Origin of the sequence: Aeromonas sp. QDB20 (assembly GCF_027707805.1) — a bacterium.
Lineage (GTDB): Bacteria > Pseudomonadota > Gammaproteobacteria > Enterobacterales > Aeromonadaceae > Aeromonas > Aeromonas dhakensis.
Genome location: NZ_JAPCJC010000001.1, coordinates 174,948 through 188,542, shown reverse-complemented (window position 1 = coordinate 188,542; position 13,595 = coordinate 174,948). Strand labels below are relative to the sequence as shown.

Sequence of the window (13,595 nt, the reverse complement as noted above, 5' to 3'; positions counted from 1 at the left end):
CTCATTCGCTGGACAGCCCACGCAAGATCCGCTGCACACTGGAGAGACTGATCCCCGTCCGACGTGCGATTTCGGCCTTGGCAAGTCCTCTTGCTGCCAGCGCCAGCACCTCTTCCCCCTTCGCCATGGCGGTCGGCTTGCGGCCCTTGTAGACCCCACGCCTCCTAGCCAGCTCAATCCCTTCGGCCTGTCGCTCCAGCATCAGCTCCCGCTCAAACGTGGCGATGGCACCGATCATGGTCAGCATCAGTTTTCCGGTAGGTGTCGAGGTATCGATACCCAGATTCAAAATTCGCAGAGCAACCCGCTTAGCGTGCAGGTACTCCGAGATCTCCAACAGATGGCGAGTATTGCGAGCCAAACGATCCAGCTTGGTCACCATCACTACGTCTCCCTCACGAACAAAATCCAGCATCAACGAGAGCTGAGGGCGGTCATCCTTGGCCCCGCTCACTTTCTCCTGAAATATCTTGCTGCACTCGGCCAGTGCCTGAAGCTGGGCATCCAGGCTCTGCCCCACAGTGCTGACACGCGCATATCCCACCAGTGCCATGGTCTCCTCCTGGTCAATAGGGCAAGGTACACTGACGCGACCGGTCAGAAGGTCGAAAGGAACCCATATGACCGGCAAAAAGTGGCACTTTCGCTCGCGTCACACGGGCTTGGTCTATTGACCTGTGCCAGTGATACAAATGAAAACGGGCCACTCCGTGATGGAGGGCCCGCAGGGGTAGTCAACCAGATGCTCTGGCTGCTCTATCTATTGGTCATGCAGGGTGCCGACCGGGGGATCTCAATGACGCGTCGCCCCGCCCGGCATCCGCAATACCTTGGCCAGCTCCTCGGCATGAGCCTTGTCACGAGCGATTAGGCGGATCATCAGGGTTCCCCCTGCAATGGCAACCAGAGTCACCGAGGTCAGGATCATTTTGTTCATGGGTAGTCCTCTTCGTTCATGTTGTAGAAGTGTGGCGGCATGTAGCGGGCCATCATCGCGTTGACGATGACAGACGCGAACGCCGTCAGGGCTGCCTTCAAGGCGTCCAGCAGCAAGGTTTTCATGAAGTCATTCATAGCGATTACTCAGGGGTTATCTTCAGGCGGTAGACCTCCATCCGGTGATAGTCGAGAAAGTTCCTCTCCCAAAGCCGGTAGAGGTCCATGGTGGTGGCCAGCGGCCGCTCTCCACACCAGAGCTGTGAGGCCAGCCCGGCGTTGAAGTCAAAATCGAGATCCTTGACCAGCTCGCCACCGAGGTAAGTGAACTCGGTGACGTAGGCCATCCCCCAGCTACCAGCCCGTTTTTCCAGACGGATTTCGACCGGACGGTAACCACCAGTGTCGGCGGAATAATCGGGACTGCGGAAGTTGAGGGTCAGGGCAGTGGCATCGGGGTGGAGGTCGATTAACTTGGCGAACAGGGCCTGTAGCGGTTTGGATGGGGTCATAGCAGCCCCCTGTCGGCAAACGAGACGATGTCGTGCTGTCCCACCACAAAGTGGTCGAGCACTCGCACGTCTACCATCTCGAGCAGATCCTTGAGACGAGTAGTAATCGCTTTGTCTGCGTCTGAAGGGTCGACCATACCGGAGGGATGATTGTGGGCCAGAATGACCGCTGCGGCGTTTTTGTTGAGGGCCGCCTTGACCACCTCACGGGGGTGAACGGTGCCCGCATTGATAGTACCGAAGAACAGCTCCTGGTAATCGAGCAGTCGATGTTGATTATCGAGCAGCATGACGGCGAACACTTCCCGCTCGTACTCCCCCATCTTGAGCCGAAGGAAGTCTGCTGCCGCTTGAGGCTGGGTGAAGGCTTGGCCCAGATGCCGCTGTCGACTCTCCAAAATGGCCAATGCCTGATTGATGATGTGATCGTCCTGTCCGGGGTAATCATCATAGTGGTGTGTCATAACAGTAACCTCGCGTCGTTTGGTACACGAGTTACTTATGCCAGAGAGCTTGGCTGTTATTGAATCCGGACGGGGCTGGTATAAGGGGTGCGGGGGCCTACATTCACCAATGAGCCCCCTTAAAAATTTTTAGACGGATTTCACGGTTTTCCCTTTATTGACGCGATATGTTTTCACTCATGGTCAAAAAAGAGGGGTAAAAACCCACTTGAGACCAATTGTTAGCGATATCGTCTCGTTTTGTGTGAAGGAGAACACCAGTGGCAACTACTCATTTTATCCCCGCTCAGCCCAGTGAGTACGGTTACATCATTGTCGAACCAAATGACAACGGAGAAACGACCCTTGAGCGTTACCCACTACTCGGGTACGCCATCAAGATTACAGAAGGTGGGTCAGAGGATTTCAAGATACAGACACTGCCAGTCTGCACAACAGGTGAGAGCTTCACCCCGAACTTCATCCAGCGCTATGACGGCACCTTCAGCCGAGCTGATGGCGAGTACCTTTGCCACTCCCTGTCAGAGATGATGAATCTTTTCGGTTTCGAAGCAGATGATCGGCATACTCTGCCCCCGGCAAATGCCAAAGAGCTATCAGGATACGTCTGGCGTCCGCTTCGAAATCCGCAAAGCTAATATCTGCTGATTTTGGATCTGGCCCTTTTGCCCGCTATCAAAGGCAAAGGGGCCATGTCGGATGCTCAATCTGCCGAAATTGTAGCTGTTTATAGAACTTTCCCTGTATGAAATCTCGTAGAAAAGGTCTTATAAATGCCAAAATTTCAGCAGATCGGCTCCTGTTTTTATTTCAGTACAGCGTCTCACTTGATTTGCTGGGTCTCGGCTCCCTCTTTTGCCATGACTAAAGGCGGAGCAAATAGACCTGTTCAGCAGCTTTAACATGTTCACCACCATAACGCTCCAAAATCTGTTTGTATTGAACCATCTTTAACAGTCACAATATTCCACATACCCTCGCCCTACCAGACATTTTGTGGCACCCTGTTCAGATAATCAACAGCTAATTATCTATTACATTATTGGCTGCATGAAAGTTAAAGACTGAAATATACAGTTACAAATATTCTCTCTCTCCTACTACCTATCTAGCTCACTTTTTGATAATTTCAACCTCCTGCCGATTAATTAATCATAAATTGAGAGAGGAGTATTATGTTAGATGCAAAAATTAAAACAGCTTCGCTGATTAGTATGTCATTACTGGCGTCCTATTCCAATGCTCAAGAGCTTCCTTCTCATCGTATTGTTGGTGGTTCAGCTGTTCAAGCACCAAGCTGGATGGTAGCTATTGGCAATCATGTTAACAATAAGTGGGATAATTACTGTGGCGGCACTCTGATTGATAAAAACTGGGTGCTAACCGCAGCACATTGCGTTGAAGGTAGCAGCCTGAATGGGATGCAAGTGGCTATAGGTGTGACCGACCTCAGTAAGCATCATCCACGTAGTGTTGTAGATCAGATCATCATGCATGAGACCTATCGCAATAACTTCGTGCGGAACCTTGGATCCAATATTGAGGATATAGAATCAGATATAGCGCTTCTTCATCTTCGAACACCAAGCACTAAAGATGTGCTAGCTGTATCGGATAAGGACTCTGCATCAGACTACCAAAAAGGCAGATCAGAGTTCACTGCTTGGGGATATGGAGGTATTAATCCTGATGCAACCCTCTCTAGCCCTCAGCTACTACGCGTAAACCTAACCTTTCAAGGATTCAAAGACCTCTGGATCTTGACACCTACACAGACACATATCTTTGCCGGTGACGTAGTTGGTAAAGATACTTGTCAGGGTGACAGTGGTGGCCCTCTCACTGACCAACATGGCCTTGTTGGCGTTACCAGTTATGGAGGTAATCGTTGTGCCACAGGCCAGGCTGGAGGCTACACATTTGCACCAATATTCAGAGACTGGATCGCTGAGAAGATACACTCAGTCAGTATCACCAACCATCAGTTAGTATCCTTACCTGCTGGCCAGCATTCTTGGGTTAGCTACACGGTACTAAACACATCACCTGATTCGGTTACCTTAGAAGGCTTCAATACTGACGCACCAGCATTACTAAATGAGTGCCCGAGCTTACTGGCACCAGGGGCAAAATGTAACCTCAAGGTACGCTTTGATGCCAATTTCACACCTGATACGTACAAGCTTTACAAGCTGAGCATAAATGCTTTGAAGCCGAATGGCTCAAGTCAACGTCTTGATGCAAGCCTCGTCGCCGTAACGACCAAGAAGTCCGATACTGGCTCTTCGATCGAGGGAGGCTCATCTTCCAGCTCAGAATCCCACACCTCATCGGTGTCTTCATCCAGCAGTAGTGGTGGTGGTGGCAGCTTTGGGCTGTTTAGCCTTTTACTTTTGCCCTTGGCATGGCGTCGTAACTGTAAGTCATTCTAAAACAGAGAGGCCAGGGAGTAACCTGGCCTCTCTATAGATGGATTCAAGATTTAATTAAGAAGCTCTTAGGAAGGTGCGAATAAGTCATATGGCACGAGAGCATTTACTGGTAACCCATTGATATTAAATGACTAAAATTTTCATTTTTTGTTCTTGGGATACTTGTTCGCACTTTCCCTAAGGAGGGTGTGAACAAGTGCCTGACGTGAAATAGAGAGACCCACTTAGCACCACAAATTGTCGATAAACCTTTCATAAATTTCATCAAGTACTGTTTTTGCATTGTTCACAACAAAAACACGAAATGGGGCCTTAGGGATGAAAAAAGAGGGGTTGTATTGCTTCTGCCGATGTGTATAGTCGGTATTGTCGGCGGGCAGACGCCCCCGCACATCGCACCTTGGCTCACGCCATAAGCCCTCGGGGGGCGCCAATTACCCGACCTGATTACCGCCGCTTGGAACGCACTCAACCTGATTTTAGTTCCAGCAGCGGTCATCTAAGAGGAGAGACATCATGTCTCAATCCACTCAATTTGATCTTGAATTTGCCCTGGCCGATGCAGGCCACTCCCTGACTCTCGACTTTGCTGCCATCAAAGAGCAGTTCCCCATTATGGATGTCACCTCGGCCCTGACCGGGCAAGACGTCAAGAAAGTCGGCTCCAACACCTATCGACTGGACGATGCCAGTTGCCCACTGTGTGGCCATAACGACTGCTTCACCCTCTATCCTGACGACGATAAGTTCCACTGCTATAGCTGTGAGGAGAGAGGGGATGTGTTCGAGCTTATCGTCAAGTGCGGTCAAGCCGACAAGGCGTCTGATGCCGCCCGTTTACTCCTGCTGGGAGAGCTGTCAGTCGCTCCGACCGTTCGCAAAGTAGTGAAGCTGGAGCAGCCGGTCTACACGGCCCCACCCGCTCGCCTGCAAGAACTCTTCAACCTCGCAGCTCGTCACTACCAAGCTCGCCTAAATGTAGAGGAGCTGATGGAGCGGCGTGGCCACTCTGAGGAGGTGCTGGTGGGGTTGGATATCGGCTTCTCCGGTGGCCTGAACAAGGCACTAAAGGATGCAGGATTCAGCCAAGAGGAGCGACTGGCCTCCGGTCTGGCCAAAGCCAGCCAGGAGAGCCCAGACCTCCTGCGTGACTTCTTCCCGCGTGGTGTCTATGTGTTCCCGCACTTCGACCGCAACGGACAAGTCAGTCGCTTCACCTTCAAGGATCCAAACAAGGGTCAGCCGTACCAACTACCGAGCCGTCATTGGCTTAACGGGGTGCAGTTCTACGGGGAAGAGAGCCTGAATTCCCCCGGCCCTGTCGCCCTGGTAGAGGGAGAGAATGACCGCCTGTCGCTGGTAGATGCCGGTTGGCCGGGCCCTGTGCTCGCGACCATTGGCACGCTGTCGCAAACCCAATTGGCGTGGCTGGGGCGTGAGCTGGCTGATCGAGACGTCGTGACCTTCTTCGACACTGATGAAGCGGGCGAGAAGTACCGCTCCAAGGTTGCCCAACTCGGTCTCAAGCTGACCCAAGTCAAGCTGCCGGATAGCGTCAAGGACATCGACGAATATCTACACGGCGACAACCCGTTGCCTCTAACCGAGCTGGTGGCGGCATTCACTCTGGTTGAGTCTGTGGCCGAAGCCGAAGCCGAAGCCGAAGCCGAAGCCGAAGCCGTCCAGGACGATGATCAGCTGCCGGAAGTCGTCAAGGTCATGCCACGTACTGCCATCTTTGAAAACGAGCTCAACGATTCGGCCAACGCCGAACGGTTTGTGCAGATGCACGGGCATAACCTGAAGTTCGTCCCTGAGTTAGGTGGCTTCATCCACTTTGATGGTACGCACTGGACCCAGAATGACTTGACGCCAATGACCCTTGCTCAAACAGTGGGCAAAGAGATCCAGGAAATCGGGCAGGCATTGATCAAGCAGGCATGCAAGAAAGAGGAGCTGTCTTGGGCCTATACAGTGCTCAGACACGGCTCTAGCAGCCTTAACCGGGCTGGCATTCAGAACATGCTGGAGCTGGCCAAGCCGATGATGACGGCAAGACTGCACGAGCTGAACGCCAACCCGATGCTGTTGGGCACGACGAATGGTGTCATCGACCTGAAGTCGGGTCGCCTGCTGGCACCAAGACGGGCATTCATGATGACCCACCATAGCCCGGTGGCCTATGACTCGGCCGCTACCTGCCCGCGATGGGAGCAGTTCATCGGCGAGATCACCTGTGGAGATGCCGAGTATGCCGCCTTCCTGCAACGTTGTGTGGGCTACTGGATCACCGGCCGCACCGACGAACAGCTCCTGTTCTTCCTCCACGGGGGCGGCTGCAACGGCAAGAGTACCTTCATGTCGGTCATTCAGCAGTTGCTGGGAGAGTTCAGTCGGCAAATCAGCAGTAACGTCTTGCTGTTTAACCGCAACGGTAATACCGGGCCGAACCCGTCACTGACCAAGCTGGTGGATGCCCGTCTAGTGGTGGCCAACGAACTGCCAGAGGGATCTCGCATGGATGAGAACTTGGTGAAAGCCATGACGGGGGATGACGTGATTGTCGCACGTGCTCCCTACGCCAAGAAGGAGATGGAGTTCCGCCCGACCTTCTCACTGGTGATGGTGGGCAACCACAAGCCCGAGATCCGCGATACCAGCAATGGTATGTGGCGTCGGATGCTGATGCTGCCCTTCAATGCTTCATTCACGAAGGCACAGCTAGACCCCATGCTGATGGAGAAGCTACGGGCCGAGATGCCAGGCATTCTGAACTGGGCCATCCAGGGCTGCCAGATGTGGCAAGAGCAGAGACTCAAGGCATCGACTCCTGCTCGTCTCAAGCAGGATGTCGAGACCTACCGTGCCGAGTCGGATATGGTTGGCTGCTTCCTGGAAGAGTGCACCCAGGCCAGAGCAGGGGCCAAAGTGCCCATGAGCGAGGTCTATGCAGTCTACTGCGAGTGGATCAAGCAGAACGGTGAATGGGCCATGAAGCAGCAGGCCCTGAAGAAAAAGCTGATGGAGAAGGGCTTTGCCACCACCCGATACAACAGCAAGGTAACCATCATCGGATTGACCCTGCTAGATAGCGAGATGGCTGACATGACGGTCTCATCAGCCCACCGAGAGCAGCCGGAGACAGGAGCGAACTACACAGTATGATGAATGGGGGGCCTGCGGGCCCCTCTGCCGTTTTTGATTTTCCCGTTTTGCCCGCCAACAAAGGCAAAGAGCCCAAACCAAGTAGTCAATCTGCTGAAATTTCAGCTATTTATAGAACTTTTACTGTATGAAACATCGTAGAAAAAGTTCTTAAAAATGCCAAAATTTCAGCATCTCAGCAGCCCCATCCTTCCCTTTATCCGGCATCAGCAAAGGATGAGAGGGCCGCCTCTATCACCTCTTTGAGCTTCTCCAGCGAGACATCCCCTCCATATCGGTCATAGCTGATCGCCCCGTTGGTGTGGCCCAAGATCGCCGCCGCATACTGCAATGGCACACCGTGATCTTTGAGGGCTGTCCCCACGGTATGCCGCAGGCTGTGGAAATCCTTGTCGACAGGGCGATGGCGGCTAAACCACTGCCCCCACAGGTGACTATAACCGTCCTGACGATGGGGTAGCTCGGTGAAGAGTCGCCCCCCTGCTCGCCCCTTCACAAACTCGATGAAACCGCTCTGGAGGAGATATCTATGGAGAGGAACTAGGCGAGCACTGTTGACCGTCTTGAGTTTCTGGTCTGGCCGTCCATTGCGAATATTCAGGCACCATATACCGTCAACCTGTTGCACATCATCGGCATAGAGCTGACAGATTTCGTTGGCACGAGCTCCGGTGAACAGACCCAGCAGAGCAATCCACCTACGGTGGGGCTCTTGCTGCTTAGCCCACCCGATAAACTTGCGACGTTCTTCCGCTGTGTATCCACTTCGTGAGTTCACCTCCTTGGCTCGCTGCAGCTTCAATCCGGCGAAGTGGTTGATGACCCCCTCCTGATGGTTAGCCAGCCAGTTAAACAGCAGGGAGAGCTTCTGGAGATACTTGTTGATGGTGGTCGGACTCTTGCCGGAGTTCAGCAGGTCCTCCTTGAACTTGACCACATCCGCTTTCGCATAGTCAGCAGCCGGTCTATCACCCAGCGCCTTGATGAAGCAGCCGATGTAGTTCTTCTGGTTGCTGAGCTCTTTCGGTGCCCAGGAGAGGGCCTTCTCTTTCAGATAGCGGCCACTCAAGACCGACAACAGCGGAGCAAGCGGTCTGGCCGCCGGAACAGCAGGCTTGATGTACGGCTGAGGTTGCGGGTTCTCAGGCTCGCTTGTGGGTTGCACGACTGGCTGAGCTTTGGAACGCACGCAGGCAAGCAGCTTTGCAACAGCTGCACGGGCCGTCAGCTTGTCTCGGGTATGCAGGGATTTTTTGATCTCTTTACGACGACCACAGGGGAGCGTGGTGACTTTCCGGTAATACCAGATGCCGTGGGGACTGAGCCAGAGATTCATCGATGAGCTCCTCGTCGTCCACACAAAGTGGATGACCAAGGGCTTTAGAAAGCTAACTTATTGAATTGCAGAAACAAGTGGTGGCCCTACCAGCCACATCCCGGCACTCGAGTCCCCCGCCTTGGCTGCTACCTTCCGGTCCTGACCAGGTCGACGGGTTATCAATGCGAGAGGACCAATAGGACCACCGGCGAGGAGAATAGGCAAACTGGCCCATCAATGCAACGGCTTTCTGCCCTCGCTCATGCCGTTCGCCTTATTTTTCAACAATCTGGCCAAGGGTTCAGCTAAACAGCATGAATTTGGCCCCCACCAGCAGCATCAACAGGGCGAACGCCTGCTTGAGCCGCTGGGGAGAGAGTCGGTGCGCCAGCTTGGCCCCCACCCGGGCAAACTGGGTACTGGTGAGCACTATGCCAAGCAGCGCCGGCAGATAGATGTAACCCAGGCTCCACTCTGGCAGATCCGGGTTGCCCCAGCCGGCGTAGAGGTAGCTGAGGCTGCCTGCCAGGGCGATGGGCATGCTGCAGGCGGCGGAGGCCGCCACGGCGTTGCGCATCGGCACGCTGTTCCAGCTCAGATAAGGCACGGTCAGCGAGCCGCCACCGATGCCAAACAGTGCCGACATCCAGCCGATGAGGGTGCCGGCGATGCCGGTGCCGAGCGCCCCCGGCAGATGGCGCTCCGCCTTGGGCTTGAGGTTGAGCCCCATCTGCAGCGCCATGGTCCAGGCGAAGCAGCCGATGATGATGTTGAGGGTGCTGGCGCTGAGCAGATTGGCGGTCATGCCGCCGAGCCAGGCCCCGATCAGCATGCCGGCGCCAAGCCGGCGGATCATCACCCAGTCCACCGCCCCGGCCTCCTGATGGGCGCGCAGGGAGCTGAAGCCGGTGAAGATCATGGTGGGCAGCGAGGTGCCGAGTGCCAGATGGGTAATGATGTCGGGGGCGACCCCCTGGGCGTGAAAGCTCAGTACCAGCACGGGCACTATGATGAGACCGCCGCCGATGCCGAACAATCCCGCCAGCATGCCGGCGAATGCCCCCAGCAGCAGATAACCCATAAACAGCATAAAAATTCCTTCCGAGGCTCTGCCGCGCACCGAGTCGTGTGCAGCACATAAAAAAAGAGATGGCCCTTGGGCCATCTCTTCATTGTGCCGGTTAACTCAAGGGAATGGTACCGTCCATCACCTTGTAGAAGGCCAGCACGGCGCAACCGAGCAGGGCCGCCGTCATCCCCTGCTCCAGCCGGTTGAGGCCGCGCAGCCCATGGTGCTGGCGCGCCTTCCAGTAGATGAAGATGCCGGGGCTGTAGAGCAGCGCCACCAGCAGCAGGTACTCGACCCCGGCGGCATAGACCAGCCAGCAGCCATAGACGGTCGCCACCAGCGCCAGGAACAGGTCGCGCTTGCGCTGATGGGGCTGACCTGCGTAGGTCTCCCCTTTCAACGCCAGCTTCAGCCCGTAGGCGCCGGAGAAGACGTAGGGCACCAGCGCCGCCGAGGTGGCGATGTTGACCAGCGCCAGATAGGTGCTGCTCTGGAAGTAGATGATGATGAGGAAGGTCTGTACCAGGCAGGTGGAGCACCAGAGCGACACCTGCGGCGAGCCGTTCTTGTTCTCCTTGGCGAACCAGCCGGGGAAGACGCCGGTCTTGCCCGCGATGTAGGGCACTTCCGCCGCCAGCACGGTCCAGCTCAGCAGGGCCCCCATCACAGAGATGACCAGGCCGATGTTGATGAGCCAGGCGCCCCAGGGGCCGACCACGGCTTCCAGGATCATGGCGGTGGAGGGGTTCTTGAGGGCCGCCAGTTGCGGCTGGTTCATGACCCCCAGCGAGAACAGGGTCACCATGACGTAGAGCGTCAGGGCCCCCAGCAGTGCCAGCACGGTGGCACGGCCTACGTCCTTGCGATGGCGGGCACGGGCGGAGACCACCACGGCCCCCTCGATGCCGATGAAGACCCAGAGCGTCACTTTCATGGTGGACTTGACCTGATCCATCACCGAACCCAGCTCAGGGGTGCCCTGACCCCAGATGTCCAGGGTGAAGGTCTCCATGTTGAAGGCGAGCAGGATGGCCACGCAGAAGACGATGAGGGGCACCATCTTGGCGATGGTGGTGACGATGTTCACCAGCGCCGCCACCTGGATGCCGCGCAGCACCAGGGCGTGTACCGACCAGATGAGGATGGAGGCGAGCGTGATGGCCACCGGGGTGTTGCCGTCACCGAAAATGACGTTGTCCGGTGTATCGAAGAAGTAGCTCAGCGCACTGAACACCACGATGGCGTAGGAGACGTTGGCCAGCAGCTGGCAGAGCCAGTAGCCCCAGGCGGCGTTGAAACCGATGAAATCGCCGAAACCGGCCTTGGCATAGCTGAAGATGCCGCCATCGAGATCCGGGCGACGCATGGAGAGATTCTGATACACCAGCGCGAGGCAGATCATGCCGATACCTGTGATGGCCCATCCCAAAGCGACGGCCCCGGCACTGGCATGAGCGGCGATGTTTTGCGGCAGACTGAAGACCCCGGCACCGATCATGGAGCCGATCACCAGCGAGATGAGGGCGCCAAGCCCCAGTTTCTTGTCCATCTCAATCCTGTTTAATTAGGCGGCGGCAGAGCGTCCGTATTCATACTGCGCGCAATATGGGAGGGGCTAGAAATCCGTACCCCGTGAAAAAGGCGGCAACTATATTGCATGACTATTCCGACCGCAATCCCTCGTACCGTCAATCATGCACCGCCTTGACCGCGCGCAATTTTACAGCACTGACCCCGGGGGCCTGTGAGCTGGTTCAAATTAAGAAAGACCCGTTGATATTTCACATTTTTCCATGACCTGAGCCCCCTTTTTGCGGATAAGACCTGCATGAGAATGCAGCTTGCAGCCGAGCTCGGCAAACCTGACTGCTGACAAACGTTTCAATAAAAATGCCCCTGCGCCGAGGGCCAGGGGCATCTGCAAAAGAGAGCCGGAATCTAGAGGCGCAAGCCGCCGTCCAGCTCGATCATCCGCCCCGACAGATAGTCATTGGCGAGAATAAAATGCACCGTCTGAGCCAGCTGCGCCGCCTGCCCGAGGCTCCCCACCGGGATGGCCTGCTGCATGCGGGCCATGGCTTCGGGCTTCATCGCCGCCGTCATGTCGGTGGCAAACACCCCGGGGGCGATGCCCATCACCCGGATGCCGTGGCGGGCCAGCTCCTTCCCCCAGGTGACCACCAGCGAGGCCACCCCTGCCTTGCTGGCGGCATAGTTGCTCTGGCCCATGTTACCGGCGCGGGCGATGGAGGAGATGTTGATGATGACGCCCCCCTCCCCGCCGGTGGCCATCAGCGCCGCCCCCTCGCGCCCGCACAGGAAGGTGCCGGTGAGGTTGACGTCGATGACGCTCTGCCACTGGGCCAGGCTCATCTTCTCCGCAAGCAACCCCTCCTTCACCTTGATCAGCATGCCGTCCCGCAGAATACCGGCACAGTTGACGAGGCCGTGCAGGACCCCGAACTGATCCTTGATGGCGGTGAAGGTCGCCTCGACCTCCGGTTCGCTGGCCACGTTGCAGACGAACAGGGCGCAGCGGCCGTCACGGCTGCGCACCTCCGCCTCGGTCACCTCCAGATCGGTGCGGTTGACGTCGATGAGCGCAAGCTGCGCCCCCTGTTCCGCCAGACTCAGGGCGATGGCGCGGCCCAGCCCCCTGCCCGCCCCCGTGATGGCGATGACTTTCTGTGTGATATCCATAAATGCTCCTGGTGAGATGGCCGGTGACTATCGAGTCAAAGACTATCGGGTAAAAAGGTAGATAGCGGCCCTTAACCCGGCTCTGTCTTGTCCAGATAGAGTTCGACGATGCTGGAAAAATCCCGGCCCCCCTGCCCCTTGGTGGCGTGCAGGTTGAAGAGGTTGCGGGCCAGCGCCCCCATGGGCACGGCGCTGTGGGCATGCTCGGCCAGGGCCATGGCCAATCCTAAGTCTTTGACCATCAACCGGGTCATGAAGCCCCCCTGATAGTTGCGCGACGCCGGCACGTTCTCCATCACCCCGGGCCAGGGGTTGTAGCGCTCGAGGCTCCAGTTGTTGCCCGAGCTCTTGCCCATGATGGTGGAGAGCACGCCCGGATCCAGCCCCTCCTTGACCCCGAGCGCCAGCGCTTCCGCAGTGCCCGCCATGTGGATGGCGAGCAGCATGTTGTTGCACATCTTGGCGATCTGGCCAGCACCGAGCGCCCCGGCGTGAAACAGGTTTTGCCCCATGCAGGCGAGTACGGGTTTGGCCGCTTCAAAATCCGCCTGTTCGCCGCCGACGATGAAGGTCAGCGTCCCCGCCGCCGCGCCGGCCACCCCTCCCGACACCGGAGCATCGAGAAAACGGATGCCGCGCGCCTTCGCCGCCGCCCCTACCTGGCGGGCCGAGGCCACGTCTATGGTGGAGCAGTCGATGACCAGGGCGCCGTGCGGCAGGGCCGCCAGCAGATCCTGCCCGCCCCGCTCACCGGCGCTCTCGCCAAGCCAGAGGCTGCGCACATGCTCCCCCGCCGGCAGCATGCTGATCACCAGCTCGCAGCCGCTCACCGCCTCGCGGGCATCGCCGGCGGCGATGCAGCCAGCCTCGATGGCGCGGGTCAGGCTCTCGGCCACCAGATCAAACACCTGCACTGTGTGCCCCGCCCTGGCCAGGTTGGCGGCCATGGGGCCCCCCATGTTGCCAAGCCCGATAAATCCAATCCTTGTCATGGTCTGT

At 56.8% G+C, this 13,595-nt stretch carries 13 protein-coding genes and 1 other RNA gene; 3 read left to right on the top strand and 11 right to left on the bottom strand.

The genetic code is table 11. The features are described from left to right. Position 1: 1 nt before the first annotated feature. The 5 genes from PG897_RS00755 to radC form a co-directional block, all read right to left on the bottom strand. Entirely contained in the window at positions 2–553 is a 552-nt protein-coding gene (locus PG897_RS00755) for a recombinase family protein (RefSeq protein ID WP_270828691.1), read from the bottom strand. 240 nt (positions 554–793) lie between these two features. Then, positions 794–937, bottom strand: a complete 144-nt coding sequence (locus tag PG897_RS00750; protein WP_005345168.1) for a hypothetical protein — start codon at positions 935–937, stop codon at positions 794–796. Further along, positions 934–1,062: a hypothetical protein gene (locus PG897_RS00745; protein WP_254902196.1), complete on the bottom strand. Its 129-nt coding sequence runs from the start codon at positions 1,060–1,062 to the stop codon at positions 934–936. The genes PG897_RS00750 and PG897_RS00745 overlap by 4 nt, the downstream gene beginning before the upstream one ends. 17 nt (positions 1,063–1,079) lie before the next feature. Then, positions 1,080–1,448 carry a DUF2787 family protein gene (locus PG897_RS00740; protein ID WP_005345165.1) on the bottom strand — a complete coding sequence of 123 codons (369 nt, stop codon included), beginning with the start codon at positions 1,446–1,448 and terminating at the stop codon, positions 1,080–1,082. Then, positions 1,445–1,912: a RadC family protein gene (gene radC, locus PG897_RS00735; RefSeq protein WP_111900654.1), complete on the bottom strand. Its 468-nt coding sequence runs from the start codon at positions 1,910–1,912 to the stop codon at positions 1,445–1,447. Before radC ends, PG897_RS00740 begins: the two co-directional genes overlap by 4 nt. A gap of 260 nt (positions 1,913–2,172) precedes the next feature. On the opposite strand from radC, the gene PG897_RS00730 reads away from it, so the two are divergent. From PG897_RS00730 to PG897_RS00720, 3 genes are all read left to right on the top strand, one after another. Next, positions 2,173–2,550: a hypothetical protein gene (locus tag PG897_RS00730; protein ID WP_111900653.1), complete on the top strand. Its 378-nt coding sequence runs from the start codon at positions 2,173–2,175 to the stop codon at positions 2,548–2,550. 537 nt (positions 2,551–3,087) lie between these two features. Beyond that, a complete protein-coding gene (locus PG897_RS00725) occupies positions 3,088–4,344 on the top strand; it encodes a S1 family peptidase (RefSeq protein ID WP_111900659.1) in 1,257 nt (418 codons plus the stop codon). Positions 4,345–4,860: 516 nt separating this feature from the next. Beyond that, positions 4,861–7,509 carry a phage/plasmid primase, P4 family gene (locus PG897_RS00720; protein WP_270828690.1) on the top strand — a complete coding sequence of 883 codons (2,649 nt, stop codon included), beginning with the start codon at positions 4,861–4,863 and terminating at the stop codon, positions 7,507–7,509. Between the two features lie 196 nt (positions 7,510–7,705). On the opposite strand, the gene PG897_RS00715 is transcribed toward PG897_RS00720, so the two are convergent. The 6 genes from PG897_RS00715 to mmsB all read right to left on the bottom strand — a co-directional run bounded on the left by PG897_RS00715 (position 7,706) and on the right by mmsB (position 13,588). Then, positions 7,706–8,845 carry a site-specific integrase gene (locus PG897_RS00715; RefSeq protein WP_182963761.1) on the bottom strand — a complete coding sequence of 380 codons (1,140 nt, stop codon included), beginning with the start codon at positions 8,843–8,845 and terminating at the stop codon, positions 7,706–7,708. Between the two features lie 84 nt (positions 8,846–8,929). Next, positions 8,930–9,026, bottom strand: an RNA gene (gene ffs / locus PG897_RS00710) — signal recognition particle sRNA small type. A 102-nt stretch (positions 9,027–9,128) separates the two neighbouring features. Then, on the bottom strand, positions 9,129–9,917 hold the full coding sequence (locus tag PG897_RS00705) for a sulfite exporter TauE/SafE family protein (protein WP_019840551.1): 789 nt from the start codon (positions 9,915–9,917) through the stop codon (positions 9,129–9,131). Between the two features lie 91 nt (positions 9,918–10,008). Continuing rightward, positions 10,009–11,445 (bottom strand): arginine-ornithine antiporter, encoded by a 1,437-nt coding sequence (gene arcD, locus PG897_RS00700; protein WP_270828689.1) that lies wholly within the window; start codon positions 11,443–11,445, stop codon positions 10,009–10,011. 389 nt (positions 11,446–11,834) lie between these two features. Continuing rightward, the gene (locus PG897_RS00695) at positions 11,835–12,596 is read right to left on the bottom strand and encodes an SDR family oxidoreductase (protein ID WP_019840550.1); all 762 of its coding nucleotides are present in this window, start codon (positions 12,594–12,596) and stop codon (positions 11,835–11,837) included. Positions 12,597–12,667: 71 nt separating this feature from the next. Beyond that, positions 12,668–13,588 (bottom strand): 3-hydroxyisobutyrate dehydrogenase, encoded by a 921-nt coding sequence (gene mmsB / locus PG897_RS00690; protein WP_201883558.1) that lies wholly within the window; start codon positions 13,586–13,588, stop codon positions 12,668–12,670. Between the last annotated feature and the right edge of the window lie 7 nt (positions 13,589–13,595).